This is a genomic window from Pedobacter sp. GW456-11-11-14-TSB4 (assembly GCF_059424425.1).
The window spans coordinates 298162-322331 of record NZ_JBWKZK010000002.1 but is presented as its reverse complement, the minus strand read 5'-3'; the positions used below and the strand labels follow the sequence as shown (position 1 = coordinate 322331).

At 33.4% G+C, this 24170-nt stretch carries 23 protein-coding genes; 12 read left to right on the top strand and 11 right to left on the bottom strand.

The window, feature by feature from the left end; genetic code table 11:
• Positions 1-20 precede the first annotated feature (20 nt).
• A complete protein-coding gene (locus tag AC07XU_RS08810; protein ID WP_494943271.1) occupies positions 21-986 on the bottom strand; it encodes a hypothetical protein in 966 nt (321 codons plus the stop codon).
• A 248-nt stretch (positions 987-1234) separates the two neighbouring features.
• Here AC07XU_RS08810 and rnr point away from each other — a divergent pair, with 248 nt between their 5' ends.
• From rnr to AC07XU_RS08795, 3 genes are read left to right on the top strand one after another with little or no spacing between them, the layout of a single operon-like run.
• Positions 1235-3376, top strand: a complete 2142-nt coding sequence (rnr, locus tag AC07XU_RS08805) for a ribonuclease R (RefSeq protein ID WP_494943270.1) — start codon at positions 1235-1237, stop codon at positions 3374-3376.
• Between the two features lie 2 nt (positions 3377-3378).
• Complete coding sequence (locus AC07XU_RS08800; protein WP_494943269.1) at positions 3379-4563, top strand: carboxypeptidase-like regulatory domain-containing protein; 1185 nt, start codon at positions 3379-3381, stop codon at positions 4561-4563.
• 3 nt (positions 4564-4566) lie between these two features.
• Positions 4567-5529: a polyprenyl synthetase family protein gene (locus AC07XU_RS08795; protein ID WP_494943268.1), complete on the top strand. Its 963-nt coding sequence runs from the start codon at positions 4567-4569 to the stop codon at positions 5527-5529.
• A 318-nt stretch (positions 5530-5847) separates the two neighbouring features.
• On the opposite strand, the gene rpmA is transcribed toward AC07XU_RS08795, so the two are convergent.
• Positions 5848-6261, bottom strand: a complete 414-nt coding sequence (gene rpmA / locus AC07XU_RS08790) for a 50S ribosomal protein L27 (protein WP_494943267.1) — start codon at positions 6259-6261, stop codon at positions 5848-5850.
• Positions 6262-6318: 57 nt separating this feature from the next.
• A complete protein-coding gene (gene rplU / locus AC07XU_RS08785; RefSeq protein ID WP_494943266.1) occupies positions 6319-6630 on the bottom strand; it encodes a 50S ribosomal protein L21 in 312 nt (103 codons plus the stop codon).
• A gap of 313 nt (positions 6631-6943) precedes the next feature.
• Between rplU and xerA the strand changes: the two genes are divergently transcribed.
• From xerA to AC07XU_RS08750, 7 genes are all read left to right on the top strand, one after another.
• Complete coding sequence (xerA, locus tag AC07XU_RS08780) at positions 6944-7996, top strand: site-specific tyrosine recombinase/integron integrase (protein WP_494943265.1); 1053 nt, start codon at positions 6944-6946, stop codon at positions 7994-7996.
• A 287-nt stretch (positions 7997-8283) separates the two neighbouring features.
• On the top strand, positions 8284-8709 hold the full coding sequence (locus AC07XU_RS08775; protein ID WP_494943264.1) for a hypothetical protein: 426 nt from the start codon (positions 8284-8286) through the stop codon (positions 8707-8709).
• 218 nt (positions 8710-8927) lie between these two features.
• Entirely contained in the window at positions 8928-9779 is an 852-nt protein-coding gene (locus AC07XU_RS08770; protein WP_494943263.1) for a hypothetical protein, read from the top strand.
• 185 nt (positions 9780-9964) lie between these two features.
• A complete protein-coding gene (locus AC07XU_RS08765; RefSeq protein ID WP_494943262.1) occupies positions 9965-10801 on the top strand; it encodes a helix-turn-helix domain-containing protein in 837 nt (278 codons plus the stop codon).
• A 138-nt stretch (positions 10802-10939) separates the two neighbouring features.
• Positions 10940-12358, top strand: a complete 1419-nt coding sequence (locus AC07XU_RS08760; RefSeq protein WP_494943261.1) for a S41 family peptidase — start codon at positions 10940-10942, stop codon at positions 12356-12358.
• A 103-nt stretch (positions 12359-12461) separates the two neighbouring features.
• Entirely contained in the window at positions 12462-13415 is a 954-nt protein-coding gene (locus tag AC07XU_RS08755; RefSeq protein WP_494943260.1) for a GLPGLI family protein, read from the top strand.
• Positions 13412-16072, top strand: a complete 2661-nt coding sequence (locus tag AC07XU_RS08750; RefSeq protein WP_494943259.1) for a carboxypeptidase-like regulatory domain-containing protein — start codon at positions 13412-13414, stop codon at positions 16070-16072. The genes AC07XU_RS08755 and AC07XU_RS08750 overlap by 4 nt, the downstream gene beginning before the upstream one ends.
• Positions 16073-16154: 82 nt before the next feature.
• Here AC07XU_RS08750 and tsaB read toward each other — a convergent pair whose 3' ends face one another.
• The 7 genes from tsaB to AC07XU_RS08715 all read right to left on the bottom strand — a co-directional run bounded on the left by tsaB (position 16155) and on the right by AC07XU_RS08715 (position 20780).
• Positions 16155-16841, bottom strand: a complete 687-nt coding sequence (tsaB, locus tag AC07XU_RS08745; RefSeq protein ID WP_494943258.1) for a tRNA (adenosine(37)-N6)-threonylcarbamoyltransferase complex dimerization subunit type 1 TsaB — start codon at positions 16839-16841, stop codon at positions 16155-16157.
• A gap of 92 nt (positions 16842-16933) precedes the next feature.
• The gene (gene yidD / locus AC07XU_RS08740; protein ID WP_494943257.1) at positions 16934-17164 is read right to left on the bottom strand and encodes a membrane protein insertion efficiency factor YidD; all 231 of its coding nucleotides are present in this window, start codon (positions 17162-17164) and stop codon (positions 16934-16936) included.
• On the bottom strand, positions 17151-17546 hold the full coding sequence (gene rnpA, locus AC07XU_RS08735) for a ribonuclease P protein component (RefSeq protein WP_494943256.1): 396 nt from the start codon (positions 17544-17546) through the stop codon (positions 17151-17153). Before rnpA ends, yidD begins: the two co-directional genes overlap by 14 nt.
• Before the next feature lie 63 nt (positions 17547-17609).
• Positions 17610-17768: a 50S ribosomal protein L34 gene (gene rpmH, locus AC07XU_RS08730; RefSeq protein WP_055133745.1), complete on the bottom strand. Its 159-nt coding sequence runs from the start codon at positions 17766-17768 to the stop codon at positions 17610-17612.
• Between the two features lie 426 nt (positions 17769-18194).
• Positions 18195-18929, bottom strand: a complete 735-nt coding sequence (locus tag AC07XU_RS08725) for a LytR/AlgR family response regulator transcription factor (protein ID WP_494943255.1) — start codon at positions 18927-18929, stop codon at positions 18195-18197.
• The gene (locus tag AC07XU_RS08720) at positions 18907-19902 is read right to left on the bottom strand and encodes a sensor histidine kinase (RefSeq protein WP_494943254.1); all 996 of its coding nucleotides are present in this window, start codon (positions 19900-19902) and stop codon (positions 18907-18909) included. The genes AC07XU_RS08725 and AC07XU_RS08720 overlap by 23 nt, the downstream gene beginning before the upstream one ends.
• Positions 19903-19982: 80 nt before the next feature.
• The gene (locus AC07XU_RS08715) at positions 19983-20780 is read right to left on the bottom strand and encodes a LiaF transmembrane domain-containing protein (protein WP_494943253.1); all 798 of its coding nucleotides are present in this window, start codon (positions 20778-20780) and stop codon (positions 19983-19985) included.
• 170 nt (positions 20781-20950) lie between these two features.
• Here AC07XU_RS08715 and AC07XU_RS08710 point away from each other — a divergent pair, with 170 nt between their 5' ends.
• Positions 20951-21823 carry a ChaN family lipoprotein gene (locus AC07XU_RS08710; RefSeq protein ID WP_494943252.1) on the top strand — a complete coding sequence of 291 codons (873 nt, stop codon included), beginning with the start codon at positions 20951-20953 and terminating at the stop codon, positions 21821-21823.
• A gap of 60 nt (positions 21824-21883) precedes the next feature.
• On the opposite strand, the gene mscL is transcribed toward AC07XU_RS08710, so the two are convergent.
• A complete protein-coding gene (gene mscL, locus AC07XU_RS08705; protein ID WP_494943251.1) occupies positions 21884-22315 on the bottom strand; it encodes a large conductance mechanosensitive channel protein MscL in 432 nt (143 codons plus the stop codon).
• 181 nt (positions 22316-22496) lie between these two features.
• Between mscL and rpoN the strand changes: the two genes are divergently transcribed.
• Positions 22497-23972 (top strand): RNA polymerase factor sigma-54, encoded by a 1476-nt coding sequence (gene rpoN / locus AC07XU_RS08700; protein WP_494943802.1) that lies wholly within the window; start codon positions 22497-22499, stop codon positions 23970-23972.
• Positions 23973-24170: the final 198 nt, after the last annotated feature.

Genomic DNA, 24170 nt, shown 5'->3' with positions numbered 1-24170 from the left:
AATTCAGCATGACGATAAACCTATTTTACTCTATACCTCGTAAACGTACTCGATAAACCAAATCTCATGAATGCGTAGCGATCTTTAAAATAAATATTGTAAGGATCTTCGCCGTAGTAACCAACACTTGCCATTACAAAAACATTCTGCATAAACGGCAAACTATAGTTGGCTGATGCTTCAACATTTAACCTTCTTTTAGCCGCTAAAAGATTATAATTATCGTACTTGTTTATGGCGTAAGAAGCTTGGGCATTAAAGCGCCATGTTTCTTTTTCTATAACTTGTGTATTTGAGCTAGCTTTCTTTTTACCATCGTAAATTTGATAAATGCGGTAAGAAAAATCATAGTTTAATCGGGTAAAGCCATAATCTCCGTTAAGGGCATTTTCATAAGCAAACCACTTGTGCCATTCTAAACCTATTTTATGATGAAGAGATTTTGAATTGCCGTTAGTTGCGTTTGGATCTAAAAATTTACCAAAACGATAAGCAAAAGTTAAATAGTTGGTGTTAAAATTTCCAGTTTGTGTATTAATATTGCCATCTGCTAAAACAGCAGCACCATCCTGACCATTGGAATGGTGAGTAAAACTCAATTGTGCATACTGATAATTGCGGATATCATCGGTTAAGCTAGCATAAAAAGTTCCTCCCAATCTAAAACTTGGTGTCCTCACTCCTGCCGAACGCTCTGATCTAACTCTAACCGTAAAATCTGGATTAACAGAAAATGCAACTGGCAAATTTTGAGGAGCAAAAATTATATATGAAGTGGTTAACTTGCCATTAATTACATATTTTGATGGCGCACCAATTTCGCCAGCTGGTGATGTATAAGACATTTCACTATTTTCTTTGTAAAGTGAAACATAAGCCAAGTTAGATTTTTGCTTGCTATGCATTAAGGTATCAGAAACTGATGTTTGAGCATGTAAATTTGCTATTAGGTAACAAAACAAAGTAGATAATAGAAGTTTTTTCATTTTCAGATTTACGTTGTTAGCGGCTTGTAAGTTTTTAGCATAGACTTTTGTTTTACAAACCTGATTGCAGTGAATGCCGATTCTTCATCGGCAGGAACGAAAAGCAGGACCACCGCTGAAAAAGGATACTAACCCTGCTTTACCAAACAATAATGCTACTAATTTGTGTTATAGAAACGTTATTTATTCATAAAAATAGCTTAAGCTAAACTTACAATTACTATCTTCGATACTATACGCAAATTGATATGGCTAAAAATAAAAATTCGCAGGTAAAACTCGTTTTAACACAGTTAATTACAGATATTTTTAATAAAAACAAAAATGTTGCACTAAACCATAAACAGGTTGCAGCAAAGCTGAATTTAACAGATGGGGCATCGGCCGAAACCATTTTGGAAATACTGGTTGAACAAACCGAAAAAGGGATTTTTATTAGACCAGAGCGTGGTAAATTTCGATTAAAGGATTTAAAAACTTTTGTTACCGGCACGGTTGATATGACTGCAGATGGATCTGCATTTATTGTACCTGATGATGAGTTTGAAAAAGATATTTTTGTAGCACCACGTAAACTCAAAAATGCCTTAAATGGCGATAAAGTAAAAGTTTATGTATTTGCTAAAAAAACCAGTGGTCGCAAAAATGAAGGCGAAGTAGTTGAAATTATATCGCGTGTTAAAACAGATTTTATTGGCGTTGCCAAAGTAAGCGAGCGTTTTGCATTTGTAATTGCAGACGATAGAAAAATGCATCAGGATATTTTTGTACCGTTGAACGATTTAAATGGTGCTAAAAACGGTCAGAAAGTACAAGTTGCTATTACCGATTGGCCTGATGGCGCAAAAAATCCGATAGGAAAAATTATACACGTTTTAGGTACGCAAGGCGAAAACGATACTGAAATGAACGCTATTTTGGCGCAATATGGTTTTCCATTAAGCTTTCCGGCTGAAGTTGAAAAAGAAGCCAATGCGATACCTGAAGTAGTTATCGAGGCAGAAATTGATGAAAAAGGTAGAAGAGATTTTAGAGAAACGGTAACTTTTACAATAGATCCGGCTGATGCTAAAGATTTTGATGATGCCATTTCGTTTAAAAAATTAGACAATGGAAATTATGAAATTGGCGTACACATTGCAGATGTTTCGCATTATGTAAAACCAAATAGTGCATTAAATAAAGAAGCATATGAACGTGCTACATCGGTTTATTTGGTGGATAGAGTAATTCCTATGCTACCAGAAAGATTAAGTAACGGTGTTTGTTCATTACGCCCTAACGAAGATAAATTGTGTTTTGCGGCAGTATTTGAACTAGACAATGAAGCTAATATTATTGAGCAATGGTTTGGCAGAACGACTATACATAGCAACCGAAGATTTAGTTATGAAGAAGCTCAAGAAGTGATTGAAACCAAAACTGGTGATTTTGCAGAAGAAATTTTAAAGTTAAATGAGCTGGCCTATATTTTAAGAGATAGAAAGTTTAAAAATGGCGCCATAAGTTTTGAAAGTACTGAGGTTAAATTTAAGCTTGATGAACGCGGCAAGCCTGTTGGCGTTTATGTAAAAGAGCGAAAAGATGCACATAAATTAATCGAAGATTTTATGTTGTTGGCCAATAAAAAAGTGGCTGAATTTATTTCTAAAAAAGGCAATGGCAAAAACAAACTAACTTTTGTTTACCGTTCTCATGATACACCTAACCTAGAAAACCTAAACAACTTCGCCACTTTTGCATCTCGTTTTGGTTATAAAATTAACATGAAAACCGATAAAGACATTGCCAAATCGTTAAATTTTTTAATGGAAGATGTGGAGGGCAAAAAAGAGCAAAATATGTTAACGCAATTGGCCATCCGCTCTATGGCAAAAGCAATTTATACCACGCAAAAAACCAGTCACTATGGTTTAGCTTTTGATCATTACACACACTTTACCTCTCCTATTCGTCGTTACCCTGATGTGATGGTGCATCGCTTGTTGGCCATTTATCTAGATGGCGGCAAATCTGCAAATGTAGATTTATATGAAGATGCGAGTAAACACTCATCGGCCATGGAAAAACGTGCAGCAGATGCAGAAAGAGCTTCTATTAAGTACAAACAGGCAGAGTTTTTAGAAGAAAATATTGGCAGCATTTACACCGGTATTATTTCTGGCGTTACCGAATGGGGTATGTATGTTGAAATAAGCGAAAACAAATGCGAAGGTATGGTTCGTTTAAGAGACATTACTGATGATTTTTACGTATTAGATGAAAAAAATTACTGCATCGTTGGTCAGCGAAAGCACAAAAAATACCAATTAGGTGATGAAGTGCAAATTAAAGTTAAAAAAGTGGACCTTTCTAAACGCCAAATAGATTTTACCCTGATGCAAGATTAAATATGAAGAAAGTAGCGATTTGTATTTTATTGGTTTTTGGTTTTTTGCAATTAAAAGCGCAAGTTATACAAGGCAAAGTAATTGATGAAACCACAGGAGCCGGAATTCCATTTGTATCTATCGGAGTTGTAGGCACCAATAATGCTACAGTGAGTAACGATAATGGCGAATTTATATTAAGAACAAATGGATACCCAGCAAAAGTTAGGGCAAGCCATATTAGTTATTTGTTGAATGAGATAGATTTAAATGAAAAACCAGAAAATCTAATCATTAAACTTAACCCCGCAACACTAACCTTAAATGTAGTAACAATTGATCCTTTTTTAGGGCAACGAATTTTAAAATCGGCATTAGAATTGGCTACAGCCAACAGCGAAATTTCTTATTACACCAATGCATTTTATCGTCAACTAACAACCGTAAATGATAAGCCGACGCAAATTTATGAGCTTTTTTACGATTTAAAATGGAATACCAAACGCGTACAGGGCTGGAATGCCAGACAAAGCAGATTTGCTGAGTATAAAGATGATATTTCCTTTTCATTGAATAATCAATCTTATTTAACATTTTCATACAGTGGCTATTTAATGCCTACTAAAGGAGGCACGTTTGTTAACCTCAATAATTTGGCAGATTATACCATTGCTGTAGAAAAATACATTGACCAAGCAGATCAAAAGATTGCTATTATAACATGCAAATACAAAAAAGCAAAGCGTAAACAATACTATGTTAATTCTACCTATTACGTTGGTGTAGAAGATTCTAAAATTTACAGATTAGAAAACAACGTTTACAATTTGCCAATTTCTACAACAGATGCAACTGCAAAATTTCCGCCAGCTGTGAGTACAATTGCTACTTTTAACGGCAAAGGACATCCAATTCCTATTTTAGAAAGTGTTTCTACTAAGTTTTTAATTAACCTTTCTTCTAAAGGAATACCTATAAATGCAGGTACGAGTTCGCTATTAACAGTTTTTAGAGAAGATAAAAATTTAAGTATGCTCAATTTTGAAGAGTTAAATAGAAAAACAAAAGATAAAAAGGTAATCGAATCAATTGCTTATGATGCCAATTTCTGGAGAGATAATCCGGTAGTTAAGCAAACAACCCTCGAAGATTCGTTTATTAGAATGATGGAAAGCAAAAAAGCTTTCGGCACCATGATTAACCCATAAAGAATGCATACCCCAATACAATTACAAGAAATTTTAGAAAAAGCTATAGTAGAAATAGTTTACCCAAAACACCCTGCAAATCTATACGAGCCCATCCGTTATATCATGAGTTTAGGCGGCAAACGCATAAGGCCAGTAATGGTTTTAATGGCCGCCGAATTATTTAATGATGATGCCGTAAAGGCCTTAGATGTAGCCTTAGCCATAGAAACCTTCCATAACTTTACCTTAGTGCATGATGATATTATGGATAATGCGCCACTACGTAGAGGTAAAGTAACTGTTCACGAAAAATGGGGTATAAATAATGCCATTTTAAGTGGCGATGTAATGATGGTTGAGTCTAACAAGCATCTATCAAAAGTTGATATTACGGTATTAAAACCTGTTTTAGATACTTTTAATCTAACTGCCCAAGGCGTTTGTGAAGGTCAGCAATTGGATATGGAGTTTGAACAGCGAAGCGATGTAAGTATTGAAGAATATATAGAAATGATCCGCTTAAAAACAGCAGTTTTATTAGGTGGAGCCATGAAATTAGGTGCTATTGTGTCTGGTGCAAACCAGACAGATGCAGATTTATTGTATCAGTTTGGCGAAAATTTAGGCATTGCTTTTCAGCTGCAAGATGATATTTTAGATGTTTACGGAAACCCCGAAAAATTTGGCAAACAAGTTGGTGGCGATATCATCTCAAACAAAAAAACCTTTTTACACTTAAAAACTTTGGCTTTGGCACAGGCTGATGAAGCGCATAGCCTAACCAGTGTAGATTTTATTCAAGAAGAAAAGATAAAACAAGTAACAGCGCTTTACAACAAATACGAAATTAAAGATTTAGCAACTGCAGAAATGGATCAGTATTTAACCAAAGCGCTAAAAGCGTTAAATGATTTGGCTGTTGATGATGAGAAAAAAACTCAATTTAGAGAATTGGTACAACAGATTATGGAAAGAGACCGTTGAGATGGTTTGTTGGTTCATTAGTTCAGTAGTTAAACTGTTCGTTATTCGCCTACATGTCAGTCTGAGCTTGTCGAAGACCTTAATCTTGTCATTCTGAACGCAGTGAAGAATCTCTAATCTTAAAAGGTAATGAAATTCCTCGTTGCTAGAGAATGATAAAAATTTATTAAAATTATAATATCTTCAGTCTGAGCGTAGTCGAAGAACCTTTTTTTTTACACACGAAAAGAGAATAATCAGCAATAACTAACTTCTTTAAAACAAAAAAAGTCCCAATCGAAAGATCGGGACTTTTCCTTTTGTAAATAAATTACAATATTATTCAGCAACTTCAGCTTCAGCTTCATCAGCTTTAGCCGCTTTTTTTGCAGGTGCTTTTTTAGCAACTGGTGCTTTTTCTTCTTTAACTTCAACCTCTACAGCAGCTTTAGCTACTTTTTTAGGTGCAGCAACTTTAGCAGGTGCAGCATCTTCTACAGTTAAAGGTAAAACAGAAACATAAGATTTGTTATCTTGTTTCTTTTTAAAAGTAACAATACCAGGTACCAAAGCGAATAAAGTATGATCTTTACCAATACCTACGCCTTTATCTGGGTGGTGTTTTGTTCCGCGTTGACGAACGATGATGTTACCAGCGATAGCTTCTTGACCACCAAAGATCTTAATACCTAAACGCTTACTATGCGATTCACGTCCGTTTCTAGAACTACCGGCTCCTTTTTTATGTGCCATTTTATTTTATATTTTTTAAGCTGGCCAAGCCAAACTTACAATTAAACAATAAATTAACTACAGAGTGATACTCTCAATCTGGATTTTGGTGAAATACTGGCGGTGACCATTTTTCTTTTTGTAACCTTTTCTACGTTTCTTTTTGAAAACGATTACTTTATCACCTTTTAAATGAGACACGATTTTAGCTGTAACCGATGCACCTTTTACTGCAGGAACCCCTACTGTAATTGCACCACCATTATCAACCAACAATACATTGTCAAATTCAATACTAGCGCCTTCATCTCCTTGCAAACGGTGTACAAAAAGGTGCTGGTCTTTTGCAACTTTGAATTGCTGTCCTGCTATATTTACTATTGCGTACATTGTTAAATAATTATTTTATAGAATTGTTTATTTTTTTATCGAGGTGCAAATATAGAACAATTACTTTTCAATCGCAAACACATCTACAAAATAATTTGCACTAGCATCCAGCTGTATAAACAACCTACCTTAAATAAGCCAAAAACACGATTACCAAACTGCTTTATCTATTTTTGAAAAGCAGGCCCCGTGCTGCTATCAGTGTTAGTCCCGCTATACGTTACAAGTCCCAATTAAAAAATTGGGAGCTTTTCACTCCTATCGGGTTTATTCGGCAAAATTATCTAAATTAGGTAACATCAAACTACTACCTATGTATAGCGCCAAACTCATTACACACAACGGTAAACAACGTATTGCCGTTAATTTCGAAAACAATGCCCAACTCATTGCCCGTTTTAAAAAACTTAGCGGTTCCAAATGGAGCGCCAGTTTAAAAACATGGCATTTGCCTGTAACCGATGTTTACCTTAAAAAGTTTAACATAAACTTGCTAGGTAGTGCTAAAGAACAAAATCCCAATGTTACAGTTCATCAACAACAAATTGAAATATTTGTGAGCTATTTAAAAAGCAAGCGATACAGCGAAAACACCATTAAAACCTACAGTGAGGCTATTAGCATATTTCTTAAATTTTTTAACAGAAAAAACATACCTCAAATTACTAACGAAGATGTAATTTACTTTAACAACAATTATGTTTTAAAAAAGCAACTTTCAGCATCTTACCAAAACCAAATGGTAAACGCCATAAAACTATTTTTTAACATTGTTGAGCAAAAGCAACTAGATTTAGGAAAAATTCATCGCCCTAAAAATTCAAAAACATTACCCAATGTTTTAAGCAAACAAGAAATTAAAATGATTTTAGAGGGAAGTACAAATTTTAAGCACAAAGCCATGCTTAGCTTAATATACAGTTGTGGCTTACGTTGTGGCGAATTGTTAGCCTTAAAACCAATACATATCGACTCGAATAGAAATTTGGTGATTATTAAAAATGCAAAAGGCAAAAAAGATAGAATTGTACCACTAAGCGCTAAAATTTTAGAAATGCTTAGGTTATATTATAAAATTTTTACGCCCCACACCTATCTCTTTGAAGGCCAAACTGCAGGTTTACCCTACAGCGAAAGGAATTTACAGCAAGTTCTTAAGCAAGCGATACTTAAGGCAGCCATTAAAAAACCTGTAACGTTACATTGGCTTAGGCATAGTTATGCAACACATTTATTAGAAAGCGGAACAGATTTGCGCTATATACAAGAACTTTTAGGACACAATAGCAGTAAAACAACAGAAATTTATACGCATGTAAGCACAAAAAGTTTACAACATATTAAAAGTCCCTTTGATGATTTATAAAAAATAATATCTTTACATAAAACTCATACACAATAGCGCATACACACACCTAAATAGCTGTATTGGCGCTACATTGTATCGGATATAAATAAGTTGGTGGCAAGTGTACCGAAACCTCGTAGACAATGACAGAGAAACAAATTGAACGCATAAAATTGAAAATTGACAAGTATAAAAAAGCACTTGCAAATGACAAAAAAATGTGGGGAGGATAACACCACGACGGACAAGGAATTCGTTATGTAATTACGGCTGAATATATAAAACTGAAAGATTATAAATCGGGTTTGAAATATTTAAAGTGGTTTGACAAATATTTTCCCGATGACATTGGCTATCCAATTTTTCTATTTGAAGCGACACTAATTTTATTCAAATGCGACAAGCTAATTGAAGCCGAAGAAAAAGCACACTTAACATTTTTTTCTAACACATATTTGTTTGACAAGTTTTTAGAAAAGGAACCATTGCAACTTGACAAAAACGAAAGCTCGAATTGGGAGTTTGAAACTTTGGTTGACAACTTTAAATACAGAAAAACAGAAACGGAATTTAATGATTTTGCCATTTGGTTAGAAGAAATATTGAAACGCAGAGCATTTTTAGACAAAGCAAATGAATTTGTAGAAATAGAACAGAAACTAAAAACTGAACCTGTTGGCACAACAAGAACAAAACTTGTGAATAGGTTGTCAAAAATACAATACGGATAAACTAAATTATAAATAGACAAAAAAAATACAAACAAGGAAAAACAAACACCAGCCACCAACATGGGTTTGGCAAAAGTGGGGCTTTAATACTAGGCTGAACATTTGTACTTTCTATTAACTTTTGTACTAAATTTGAACTTTAGTACTTTCTAATCCCCACCTTCGCCAAGCCCAAAAACGTTATAGGCAACTCTAAAAACACACACGACACAGAAAATATGGGAGCTTGGGGAACAGCAATATCATCTAACGACACTTATGCTGACATTTACAGTGAATTTTTCTACCTATATAATGATGGACTTGAAGTGGCAGAAATTTCGAGCAAGTTAATTACTGACAATCAAGAAATCCTCAACGATAAGGATTATTGTAATAATTTTTGGTTTGCGTTGGCAAAAGCACAATGGGAATGCAAACAACTCAACAAAGACATTTTTGACCGTGTAAAAACAATTATTGAAACAGGAGCAGACCTTGAAGTTTGGCGACAACTTGACGCTGACGAAAAGGAAATTAAAAAACGTAAAGTAGTTCTTGACAAATTTCTTGTGGACTTACAAACAGAAAGACCAAAAGCGAAATCAATAAAAAAGAAAAAAATTCGCCAACCAGTTTTTGAAAAAGGAGACTGCTTGACTTTTAAACTCGAAAACGGAAATTTTGGTGGAGCAGTTGTTTTAGAAGCAATTAAAGATAGTGAGTATGGACATAACTTAATTGCAACAACAAGAATAAACCAATCGAACAAACCGACAAAAAAAGACTTTGAAGATGCCGAAGTTCTTGTAATGAATTTTGCAAGTTGGAACAATGAACCGAGTGTAAAATGGTACCTTCCAATTCGACACAAGAATATAGCTCACCTAATCGAACTAATTGATAGTTTAGAAGTCCAGATGAATTATGAAGTAAATAGCTCTAAGTTTGGTTTCGTAGCGGACTTTGACATCTACATAATTAAGGCGATTGACGAACAAATTAAATCCGAAGAAACAAAACCTCGTTCGACAACTAAACAAAATATAAAGGAATTGATAAAGAATAAAAGTAGATGGAAACTATGGTGACGTTGATTGACAGAAGAGCCGCCTATAACAATAGTTCCTATGTAAAGTCGTTTTCCTAGAACCAAGTTAATCATTCCTTTAAAATATTCCAATAAATGGGCATTTGGGGCTAAATTAATGCTCCTCAAACACCTCGATAATCATTAAGCTCAGGCTCCTAGTTAAATCTCTATCAATAACCCATAATGAAGTCAGTAATTATCAATCCTACAAATGAAATATTAAAAGATTATATTGACTATTTTTTGTTTTTTAGGAAAACTGAAAATACTTTTCTTAACTACGTAACCTTCCCAAATAACAATTTGTGCCTTGCTATTTACAAAGAAAATAATATAAATTACATCCATCAACCAAATAAAAATAATTGTATTGTAGCAAAAGGAAATAAAATTTTCACAAGTAGGTTTTACGGATTTCACAAAATGCCATTTACTGTTGATATCAATTCACAGCTTGATCAGATTTGTATTATTTTTAAACCTTCTGCATTAAGAGCGTTTACGTACGAATCTTATAATGATTTAATGAATTCTGATGAAGTATTTAATATTTTTAATACCACAGATGAATTTGTTTTAGAACAAATATTTGACGAAGCCGATTTAGCAAAAAGAGCCGAGAAACTGGAGTATTTACTTTTGAGTAATTTAAAATATGAAGTGCCTAATAAACTGAGAGAGGCTTTATTCCTCATTTCAAACAATAACGATAATAATTTTACCGTAGAAACATTGGCCACTAAACTCCAAATAAGTAAGCCTTCATTATTTCGTCTTTTTAAAAATCATTTAGGGCAAAACCCTAAATCTTATATAAAAACTATCAGATTTAGAAATGTTTTGGAAGATGTTCTTACCAAAAAAAACACATTTACAAATATTGCTCATACCAATCAATACTTCGACCAAGCTCACTTTATCAATGATTTTAAAATCTTTACTGGGCACTCGCCAACACAATTGTCTGATAAGATTTCTGTACAACACAATGATTTAGCTTGGATATATAATAAAAAATAAAAGTGAACGATTTTTCCAATGCTGGTAATTCTGCATTTTCTTTCTTTGCACTTAAAAAAGTATAAATGAAACATTTCATTTCAATTATTTGACTTGTTCATTAAATACTTTTATTATTTATTATAAAAAATGATTGTTATGAAAATCTTCTTTTTTTTCGTTTTATTTCTATCTAGCAATTTAGCATTTGCCCAGCAACAAAATTGCAATTGTAGCCAAACTCTTGAAACTTTAATTACTAAAATTGAAAAAGAATATCCCGGCTTTGCCGAAAAAACAAAGGATACCTTATTGTACAATAATTTAAAAGCAAGTTTAAAAAAAGAAACAGCAATTGTAAGTAATGAAAATTGCTTACCTGTTTTACAAAAGTACGTTGCTTATTTTAAAGATAGGCATATTTGGCTTTTACCAAATGAACAGCCTCAAAATACTGTTAAAGAAACGATTACTGAAGCTGAAATTTTTAAAATTGATCTGAAAAAGTTTAAAAAAGAGATCTTAAAACCTACTAATGAATTTGAGGGTATTTGGAAAAATGATGCTTACGAAATAGGTGTAAAAAAAATCAAACCTAATGAATATGTTGGTTTCATCATTTCGGGCGATCCTAAATTTTGGAAAACCAATGAAATTAAATTTAAATTATTTGGCAATGGTACCTATGAGTATAAAATGCAGGATCACTCTGTACAAAAAGGGACATATATAATAGATGAAAGAGGGCTTTTATATTTTAAAGAAATACTAACAGAGTTGGTTAAGTATACGCCAAATGCTAAATTGAGTGCAGAAGAAATTACACTTAAGGTTAGTGAACTTAACGGTTTTTACTGTAAGCGATTAACTCCTAAAACCGCTATCTTAAAATTATCGAATTTTAGTTATCCATTTGTAGCAACAATTGAAAATTTAATAGAGAAATACAAAGATATTTTGCAGAATAGCGAAAACCTGATTGTTGATTTAAGAGGGAATAGCGGAGGAACAACCGATGCTTTTCAGAAATTATTACCTTATATATTAACTAACACTACACGTCATGTTGGTGCTGAACATCTATCTACACCCAATTTCATTTATCAGCTTAAAAAATATAATGCATCTCTAGCAGTTAACGAGATAAATAAGCCTCAAATTACTGAAAATGAAAGACGTATAAAAATTTTAGAGGCTAATGTAGGTAAATATGTAAATTTTTCTGACAGTAAAGTAGTAACAGAAAGTGTACTTTTAAATGCTAAAAGTCCAAAACAGGTTATTTTCTTAACAGATAACAAAGTAGCAAGCGCTGGAGAATCTCTTTTACTTATAGCCAAACAAAGTAAAAAAGTGAAATTGATAGGTATACCTACATCTGGTGTTTTAGACTATGCAAATGCTTACTTTTTTGATGATTTTTCATGTTCAAATTACAAACTGCTCTTGCCAACTTACCGTTCACTACGCCTACCCGATTATCCTATAGATAACATTGGCATCCAGCCAGATATTTATATGGATAAAACAATTAAAGATTGGGAAAAATTTGCAGTTGATTATTTAGAACAGCTTTAGCACTATAGCTAAGTATGCTTATGCGTTAAAAAATGTTAAATCATTTATAGTATTACGAAATTGTCGTAGTTTTACGAAAATTAAATATCTTAAATACTAAATTATGAAAACCATCTTAACCTCAGCTTTGCTAGCAATTACCATAACTGCTGCAGCCCAAAACTCAGATAAAGCATTGGCCAGAGTACGCTATAGCTTTACTCACGTAAAAGATACTACAGAAAAAGACAAGCCACATACCGAAAATATGTTGTTGGTTATTGGCAAAAATGCATCAGTTTACACAAGCTATGATAAGATAAATCAGGAATTAGAGATGAAAAAAAACCTGATGGAACAAATGAAAAGTCAGGCTGGATCGGGAAATATCAGTATTAAAATTGATAAAACTGGCAGTAAACCAGTTACTGCAATCGATTATTTCTATTTTGCGAACGAGAACAAATTATTCTCCAAAGAAAGATTAGTAACTAACTATTTGATTGAAGAAGAAGCTCCTAAAATTAATTGGAAAATCAGCAAAGATACCGCTAGCTTTTCGGGTGTGTTGTGCCAAAAAGCAACGGCTTATTTTAAAGGTAGAAACTGGATTGCCTGGTATGCACAAGATTTACCTTTTCAAAGCGGCCCATGGAAATTAAATGGCTTGCCAGGATTAATTATTGAAGCATATGATGTTAAAAAAGAGGTTCAATTTCAGTTTGCTGGTATCGAAAATATCAATGAAGCCGAAATAGTTTCGGCAGAAGATAAAGATCAGAAAATTACAGTTCCGGGCGTATCTGGCAGTGTAAAAATTGTGGGCTTAGATATGGGAAATTCTTATTTAGGCAATGAAATAAAGCTTCCTGCCGATGCAGTAAAAACCACTAGAAAGGAATTAGATAAATTAAAAGCGGCAAGAGATAAAGATCCACAGGGATTTATGAATGCGCAAATGGCAGCACAAGGTGTATCATTTGGCTCGGGCGCAAGTACCAGAACGTCTACAAATTTTTCACCAGCAGGGAAAAAAAATATAACGAACAACCCTATAGAATTGCCTGAAACAAAATGAGAGCGCTAATCTTCATCATTTTATTTATCGGAATTGGTTTTTCATCCGCCAATGCACAAAAGCAAATTAAAGGCAAAATTAAGAACCAAAACGGAGCTTTACTTTCTGCTGTTAGCGTTAACTTAAAAGACAAAGAAGGCAATATCCTTAATTTTACCAGAACAGACGAAAATGGCAACTTTACACTTAATTTTAAGGAAGATGCTGATGAATTGAAGATAGAGGCCTCCATTATTGGTTATACAAAAAATACTACACCAGTAACTGATATCAGCAAATTTTACGAGCTGCAGCTGCAAGAAAGTGAGATAAATCTTAAAACAGTGGTGGTAAAAAACAGGCCATCTTTAGTAGCCAAAGGCGACACCTTAAATTACAAAACATCAGAATTTGCTGATAAACAAGACAGAACCATAGGCGATGTTATTAAAAAAATGCCTGGTATAGAGGTTGCCGAAAACGGCAAAGTTACCTACAATGGCAAGGGTATTTCTAATCTTTATTTAGATGGAGATAACGTTTTAGATGATAAATACAATATTGCTACTAAAAGTATTCCGCATGGCGCTGTAGATAAAGTGCAGGTAATTGAGAAAGACCAGCCCATTAAAATGCTGCGAAAAAACAATACAAGCGATGATGTTGCACTAAACTTGGTGATTAAAGATGAAGCCAAAATGAAGTTAATGGGCGATATTAAGGCAGGTTTAGGTATGCCAAATCGATACGATGGTAATGTCAATGGGATGATGTTTAACAAGAAAACTAAGTTTATAAACAACCTAAAAGGCAATAACATCAGTGTAGATCCCGCGGTAGATTTAACGTCGCACAATATGGGAGATTATTTAAGGAGATTAGAGAACGATAAACCAAGCACCTTTTTATCAGCAGGCGCTGCTGGCGTACCCACCTTACCTCCTACCCGCACACTGTTTAACAATGCTGGTTTAGCTAATTTAAACACGCTCTACAAGTTTAATACAGATTTACAATTAAGGGCAAACATTGCTTATTTATATGATCAAAGAGACCAGATTTATAACAAATTCTCTGAAACTTATTTAGTAGGTGAAACCATAAGTTACAACGAAGCACAAATTAATGCTGTTAACCCGCAAAAACTACAAGCTCAATTTACACTAAACAATAATACAGAAACCAATTACCTAAATAATGTATTGTTAGCAAATTATGTACCTAATCGTACAAATTCTAACGTTACAATTAATGGTATTGGTGCTAGTCAAGCATTATACCAACAAAACTTCGATTTATCTAACGAGTTTAGCTTCCGTAAAAAGTTTAAATCAGATGATATTCTACATTTCTATTCTTACGTAAATAGATCAAGCCAACCAGAAATTTTAAACATTAGACCAGGTTTAAATGAAGATATTTTAAACAACGGAATTCCTTTTGCAGGTTTAGATCAGTTTGTTAAATTGCCTAGTTGGTATACGAACAATTACGTTTCTTTTGCTTTGGTTAAAAACAAGTTTACGCAAAGTTTTAAAACAGGTTTCAACTGGCAAAAACAAGAATTAAATTCAGAACTATTTAGGATCCAGAACAATCAAAATACGGAATTGGTATCGCCACAAATGACCAATAATTTAAATTGGTTTAAAACAAAAGCTTACCTAGATGCCACTTTAGATTATACTTCTGAAAAATTTAAGGCCACTTTAAACTTGCCATTTAGCTACAACATGATTAGTTATAACGATGCAAGCAAATCATTAGATCAAAACTTAAATAAGTTTTTTATAAACCCAGCAATAAATTTTAGGTATCAAACCAGTATAGAAAATTATGTTACTGCAAATTATACATTTAACAGCGGTTTAGGCGGTTTAGATGATATTTACCAAGGAACAATATTAAAAAATTACCGCTCCTTATTTAGCAATAATGCGCCAATTGCTGAGCGTAAAACCCATAGTGCTTCTGCGCAGTTTAATTACCGCAAAGCGATACAAATGTTATTTTTTAATGTAAACTTTGCCTATTCTAATACTACATTAAATACCATATCATCATTTATTTTAAGCAATAATATACAGCAGAGAATAGTTTTACCATTGGCAAACGATCAGCAAAATTTTTCTGTTGGTGCAAATACAAGCAAGTATCTTTTTAACTTACGTAGTACTGTAAACTTTGGCATTAGCTATAACAACAGTAAGTTTGATCAGTTGCAAAATAACGAGCTATTACCATTTACGGCCCAAGCTATATCCTACAGAGCTGGTATAGAGGCCAAACTTACCAATTACTTAAACTTTACTTACAATGCTAATTACACAGTTAGTAATAATCAATCGCCGGTGGCAAATACCATAAAAAATAATAACCAGCAATTAAGGCAACAAAGCGGTTTAACTGCTACTGCATTTAAAAGTGTGTTTTTAACCTTATCTGCTGAGCATATTTTCACTCAGCAATCTAATCAGCCAAATTTGAGTTATTTATTTGCAGATTTTAATGTGAGATATAAGTTAACAAAACTTAAAACAGATTTAGAATTTGGCATAACCAATTTGGCAAACATCAAAGAATTTCAGGCAAATTTCTTATCATCTAACTCATTTACTACTGGTACTTACTTAATACCAGGCAGAGTAGCCATGATGAAAGCAACCTTTAATTTTTAAAAAAATTAGCCTGGATGGGCGAAATAGTTAATAGTTAATGTACCAAACAAAATGAGCCCTGATACGGAAGTTGAAGGGCTTTTTAATTTTTATTTTTAGGCGTTGTAAAAACAAAATCCTTTAAATAAAAGGGTTCAAAATAAGCTACATCATTAAAATCACCCGTTAAAAATGCTTGGTTCGCCAGCTCAGACATATTTGCTGCAGAATTATAATTGTTGGCATCAAAATGGGCATTGTAATGCGTAATTAGAGGAGCGCATTTTGCGGCACCATCTCCAATAAAAGTTACGTAATGACTTTCTAATTCTAAAATAAAACTTTTATCATCAACAATTTTGGCATTTACAATTTCAATCTCGTTCAATTTATTATCGTAAACACTGGTAAAAACCTCCATCCTCCTAGCATCTATCATTGGGCAAATTAAACCACCGTAATTAGGATGTTTTTTCATGTAGCCATTAGCCATCATTTGCAAGGTGCCGACAGCAATTAAAGGCTTATCTAAAGCAAAACATAGACCTTTTGCAGTAGAAACTCCAATGCGCAAACCGGTATAAGAACCGGGCCCTTTACTTACTGCAACAGCGTCCAAATCTGCATATTTTAAGCCTGCAGACTTCATTACATCTTCAATAAACAAAGTTAATTTAGAAGCATGAATATTTTGAGCGGTTTCTTCTTTTAATGCAATAGTCGCTCCGTTTTGCGAAATTGCAACAGAACAAACCTGTGTAGCGGTTTCTATTTGTAAAATGGTTGCCATGCAGTAAAGATAATAAAAAGGTAGAAGGGTGATGGTGAAAAGGTAGAAGGTTTGCTAAGCCCTCCCTTCTGGGGAGGGTTGGGTGGGGCAGCTTATGGTACCGGATCGTGCCCATGTTTACCCCAAGGATGGCAACTTGCAATACGCTTTAACGTTAACCAACCACCATAAAACGGCCCATGTTTTTTTATCGCCTCAATACCATAGGCAGAACAAGTAGGTGTATACCTGCAACTTGCACCCAATAACGGCGATAGTAAGATTTGATATAACCTTATTATTCCTAAAAATAACCACGAAAACAGAAGCTTAATTATTCTCATCAGGGTTAAATTGAACAGCTAATTTTTTAAAGGCAATGGCTAATTTTTTTTCAAAAAAAGAATAATCGTAAATCTGTTTGCCTACATATTGTAAAGAAAGCAGTAACAATTCGTCTCTATTTTTTAAAGAAGTATATAATAGATTTTCTTTTTGCAAGCGATAGGCTTCACGTGTACGGCGCTTGATCAAGTTTCTATCAACCGCTAACTTATAGCGTTTTTTAGCAACATTAATTACCACTTGGGCAGGATACTTATGTGGCTCGGCGACAAAAAGATAAGTTACCCGAAACGGATAAAATAAAAAAGAAGAACCGTTTTTGAATAGCAAGTCTAATGACTTTTTACTACACAACCGTTCTTCTTTATTAAATTTGTTCATGTTTTTTGATTGCAATACTGCAGATTAGACTGCTTACACCCAAAAACAGGTGGCAATCAAAAATTATGCTTTATGACGACGCTCGTCAGAAACTGATAATCTTTTTCTTCCTTTTGCACGGCGAGAAGCTAATACTCTTCTACCGTTTGCTGTAGCCATTCTTTCGCGGAAGCCATGTTTGTTTCTTCTCTTTCTTTGCGAAGGTTGGAATGTTCTTTTCATAACTGTATAATATCTTAACTAGAGTTTTTAAATAAGAGGTGCAAATATAACGCGATTTTTCTAAAAATCCAATAGTGCAATCGTTTTATTTTTTATTTATTTCAAATACAAGAACAACTTAACTGTTAGATCTTCTTTTTTGAAAAGCAAAGCTAATCATTCTTTTGAAAGTACAGTCCCGCCATCCGCTTTATTTCGTCCCAACCTAACGGTAGGTACTACATGCTCACTCCTGTCGGGTTTAAAATGCAAGTTTTGTGCACAACAGTAGGTTTGCTAAACCCGGTTGCAGCGTAAATACTTTTTTGCTACACTACCGTCATATCGAAATGAGGAACGATTGAGATATCTGTTTAGCAACAACTTTCACAAAAAGATTGAAGCGAAAAACGGGGCTAACTTAAACAATTGCAGTAATTGGCTTTTCTACATACCTAAAGCGGCTTTTAATTTCACGTAACCAGTTTTACTTACAGGCAACCAAATGTTAGATTTTAGCAGTACTACGTAACTATCTTTCTCTTTAAGTTCTATTTTAGTTACTTGTGCTAAATTTATAATATATGAGCGATGGATACGAATAAACTGAGCCGAATCAAGGGTTTGCTCAAAAAAGCTCATCGTTTTATTTTTATGAAAATTACCTTCTGTGGTATTTATTTTCACATAATCATCATCAGCCTCAATGTAATTTACCTCCGTAACCGATATAATTTTAATCACTCCAGCAGTTTTAACCACTATCCTACTGTTTTGCGCAGGAGATAAAGACGCTGTTTCTAACAGCTCTTTACTATTTTCTTCTTTCGCCAATTTGCTAGGCAGCTTTTGCATTGCCTGGTCGAAACGAGTTTTTTCTATTGGTTTTAATAAATAATCTACCGCATTAACTTCAAATGCTTTAATGGCATACTCATCAAACGCAGTGGTAAAAATTACGGCTGGCCTATTTTCTACCAATTCTAACATTTCAAAGCCACTAATCTTAGGCATTTGTATATCTAAAAAAATAAAATCTGGCTTATGCAGTGTAATTGCTTTTAAACCCTCAAAACCATCACTACACTCGGCTACAATTTCTATTTCAGGATACGATTGTAAATAATGTTTTACCACATCCCTTGCCAATGCTTCATCATCAATTAGTATCGTTCTTATCATTTTTTTGTGGTATTTTAAGCTTAGTAATGTATAAATTATTGTTTTGGGTTTCTGTTTGTAGCAAAGTATTGTCGGCAAATAAGAGATAAAGTCGTCTTCTAATAGATGATAAACCAAAACCAGTTCCTTTACTTGCCGTCATTTCTGGATCATAAGGATTGGCTACACAGATGAGTAAGCTGTTATGTTCTAACGTTACCCTTATAGTTATAGTTATTGCAGTAGAAGTATTGTACAAACCAAATTTAATTGCGTTTTCTACAATAGGCTGTAATAAAGTTCCCGGCAAACACAAATTGTGCGTATCCTCATTAATCTGTACATCAATATTTAAACGGTGACTAAACCTTACTTTTTCAATATCTAAATACAGTTGTATATATTCCATTTCCTCGGCTACATTAACCCAAACCTCATCGTCTCGTTTTAAAGTACCTCGTAAAAAAGCCGCCAATTTAGTAATCATTGTACCAGCTTCGGTTGGGTTTACAATGGTTAAGGCATAAACAGAATTTAAACTATTAAACAGAAAATGAGGCTGTAATTGATGCCTCAATTTATTCAGCTCCGCTTCTTTTGCTAAACTTTGTGTGGCTAATAACCTGCCTTGTGCTTCAGATTGTTCTTCTAACCTATACCATAAAATATTTGCTAGAGCACACCAGTTTAAACATAAAAAAGCCAATATACATCTAAAAGGAATAGAGAAATTTAAAAATACCTGATATGATTTTTGATCAGAAAAAATATATTCGAGTGCATATTTACCTGCATATATGACCACAAAAGAGAGTACAGCTGTAATTAAAATTATAAAAAGCATCTTCTCATTTTTAGGCTGATAATAACCTAACATATTGCTAATGATAATACAGCAAATGGCCAACAGACCGTTACTGATAACGCTATCGACCAATGCAATTTGTAGATCAAAATCTAAAATGTAGTAAATTATTGCGGCGCAGCCTGCCATCCAACACGCTAATGTGATGCTAGAGACAATTTTTATTCGTTGTAGGGATAATGGGGTTATTGTCACAATTTAAAATTGAATTAAAAATTCCTAATATCTACACCACCAAATAAAGCTATACCTCTTATGATCAATAATTTTTGCTGACCATCAATTACAGGCTGCATGCCACGTTTATCATCTAAACCTCCAAAAATGGCAGTAACTTCAGATTTTACATGCCATCCAGGTGGAACGATGATTTTAGCACCTCCAAATATTGCGGTAACATCTATAATAATCTGACCTTCAAAATCTGCTTGAGATAAATTTACATCACAACCACCAAAAACAGCAGTAATTTCACCGCCCTTAAAATTTTTAGAATAAACAATTTGATGACTACCTCCAAACACATTTACCGAATCCAAATAATCTAAATGGTTTGTAACTCGATCTTGATCCATGCCATAATCGTTAGTTGGGGTATTTATTGCATTTATCTGATCGCTTGCCCCAAAATCATCTTTCCATTTGTTTTTTTTGGATTTAAATTTTTTAAAATCACTTTTAGGTTTTAAGATGAGATATAAACCTAAAGCAATAATTAGCGCTGGCCAACCAATTTTATCAAAATCAATCACATCACCTAGTGCTTTCTTTAAAGTAAAAAACGAGCCGATGATAATTAAAACAATACCTTTTCCATTTTTAAAATTTGATTTTGCGCCAATAACTAATCCTAAAACAATTAATATATTGCTCCAATAAAATAACCAATTAGGTAAGCCAAATGCAATATTGTTTACCAATAAAAGCGAACCTATGATTACAATAATTAAACCAGCTAAAATTTTACCTGATCTATTTTCTGTTTCTTTATAATTTTGATTTTCCATGATATTTAGTAATAATATGACCAAATGTATATCGAACATTTAGCAATACAAATGCAAAACGGCTGTTCAGCAAAAATTAATCGGTAAATAACCTTTATTAATCGGTAAAAATATTTGTTATTTTTATAATTCTAGATAAATTATCTATTTAACCAAATTAATAATTAATAATGAAAAAACTACTTATAGCGATAATACTCTTTTTACCAGCACTATCGCCAGCACAAGAAATAGATAAGCATTTTAAAATTTATGATGTTAAAAAACAAAAAGCTATTAGTGTTGATGACATTATTACTGATATGAACAATGCTGATGTACTTTTTTTTGGAGAAGAGCATAATGATTCAATCGGTCATTATTTAGAAGCTCTTATTTTTAAAAAATTAAATATGGCTTATCCTGGCAAGGCGGCTTTAACTTTAGAGATGTTTCATACAGATGTACAACCCATTGTTAACGAGTATTTAAATGGGAACATCAGCGAAAAAAACTTTATGAAAGAAGCTAGAGCCTGGAATAATTATAAAGACTACAAGCCAATGATTGAAGAGGCAAAAGCAAACAAGTTAAGTGTAATTGGCGGTAATGCGGCCGCCAGATATAGTAATGCAGTTACCAGAAATGGAATGGATGTTTTAGCTACCTTACCGAAGCAATCAAAGCAATTTTTTGCTCCTTTACCAATTGATACAGCTACCGGAAGATATTATGATAAATTTATGGAAACCTTAGGCGGCCACAGCATGGGCGGGATGAAAGTTTATCAAACTCAAAACTTTTGGGATGCGACAATGGCTTGGTCAATTGCGAAATTTGCAAAGATTAACAAAGCTGCAAAGATTTTTCAGGTTAATGGCCGTTTTCATAGCGATGAAAAGTTAGGAACCTTAGCAAAACTAAAAAATTACGCTCCTAAGTTAAAAATCTTAAACATATCCTCTTTTTCTGCTGATGATTTTACCAACCCTAATTGGGAAAAATATAAAACATTAGGCGATTATATCATTATTACCGACCCTACTGTTAAAAAAACTTTTTAGGCATAAAAAAACCTCTGATCAAATCAATTCAATCAGAGGTTTTTTTATGAATACCTGAGCTTATTTATTTTTTAATAAATCTCTAATTTCAGTTAATAAAACTTCCTCTTTAGTTGGGGCAGGTGGAGCTGATGGTTTAGCTTCTTCTTTACGTTTTAGCGAATTAATTCCTTTAACAAGAAGAAACACAACAAAAGCCAACAGAAGAAAATTAATTGCTACAGTAATGAAATTTCCATAAGCAAAAATTGATGTATCAGGTATTTTTCTAGCTTCTTCTAAAGGTAAATTTGCTGGTACAGATCCTTTTAGTACTACATATAAGCTGCTAAAATCTGGCTGTCCTATAATTGCAGATACGATTGGCATAACCAAGTCTTTTACAACACTGTCAATAATTTTACCAAATGCACCACCAATTATCACCCCAACTGCTAGGTCCATCACATTACCTTTTACAGCAAATTCTTTAAATTCTTTAATAAATCCCATAATTAATCTTGTTTAACATGAATAGTTTGTTTGTTTGTAGGTTAAATGTAACAAACTTTATAATTATCACAATAATTATTAACCAAATTTTTAGCACATTAACTAGATTAGGATATTTTTAATTCATTATTTGTAAACCAAATGCTTATTTTTGGCAGCAAATATCATCTTCGTCAATTATATGTTAAGACAAAACCTACAGCAAAAACTACTTCAAAAGTTATCACCACAACAAATTCAATTTATAAAATTGTTGCAAGTGCCAACTGTTGCTTTAGACACACGTATTAAAGAAGAATTAGAAGATAATCCTGCTTTAGAAGATCCTAGCTTAATGACAGCCGAAGAGCCTGTAAACGAATATGATGATTTAAACGAGCGAGAGGATTATGAACCTGCTGAAAATAAAGAAGATACAATAGCAGATGAATTTAATGTGGATGATTATTTACAAGATGACAACACAAATGACTACAGCACATCATATAACAATGGTGATGATGATGAAGATAAAAAAGAAACTCCCATTGCAATAGAAAGTACATTTTTTGAAAGTTTGCAAGAACAATTAGACTTGGTACCTCTTTCTGATAGCGACTTTATTGTAGGCAAGCAGATTATTGGAAGCTTAGATGATGATGGCTATTTACGTAGACCAATTACCTCTATGATTGATGATTTGGCTTTTTCTCAAAACGTAATTGTTGAGGAGGAAGATGTACTCGAAATGCTTAAAGTAATTCAAGGTTTTGACCCTCCGGGAATAGCAGCTAGAGATTTGCAAGAGTGTTTAAGTTTGCAACTAAGACGTAAGGACATCAATAATCCAATCATAAAAAAAGCAATTGCTATTGTTGAGCACCATTTAGATGAATTTACCCGTAAGCATTACGATAAATTAGAAAAATCTGTTGGTTTAAACGGAGATGAGCTGAAAGAGGTTGTTGCCGAAATTTTGAGGCTTAACCCAAAACCTGGAGACTCTAACCAAGTTACCACCAAACAATTACAAATTATTCCTGATTTTCATATCAGCAATAATGATGGCATTTTAATTTTGACTTTAAACTCTAAAAATGCACCAGAATTAAGAGTTAGTCGCTCTTACATGGATATGTTTGATCACTATGATAAAGCTTCTCAAAAAGATAAAAAAATGAAGGAAGCGGTTCAGTTTGTGAAACAAAAATTAGATTCGGCGAAGTGGTTTATCGATGCTATTAAACAAAGACAACAAACTTTGTTAAAAACGATGAATGCCATTATGCATTACCAGTATGAATATTTTTTAACAGCCGATGAACGCAAAATGCGCCCAATGATTTTAAAAGATATTGCTGACAAAATTGGAATGGATATTTCAACGGTATCAAGGGTTGCAAACTCTAAATATGTACAAACAGAATTCGGCACTTTTTTACTTAAATCATTTTTCTCAGAAGCAATACAAACCGAAAATGGTGAAGAAGTTTCTAACAAAGAAGTTAAGAAAATTTTAGAAGATTGTATTGGAAACGAAGACAAACGCAGACCATTAGCAGATGAAAAATTAACCGAAATTTTAAAAGACAGAGGTTATAACATTGCTCGTAGAACTGTTGCAAAATACAGAGAGCAAATGAATATTCCAGTTGCAAGGTTAAGGAAAGAACTGTAATCACCTATAACCCAAGTGCCTGCATAAGTAAAAAACACAGCGCTTATTTTTAGAAAATGAAAGTAGGCATTTTATAGATGCTGCTGTCCCGCTATCCGTTTTATCCCGATGAATCGGGATGCTCACTCCTATCGGGTTTAAAAACTATGGAAATTCGCTATAAAACCCACCTACAGCATACTGAATATAGTAATCTAG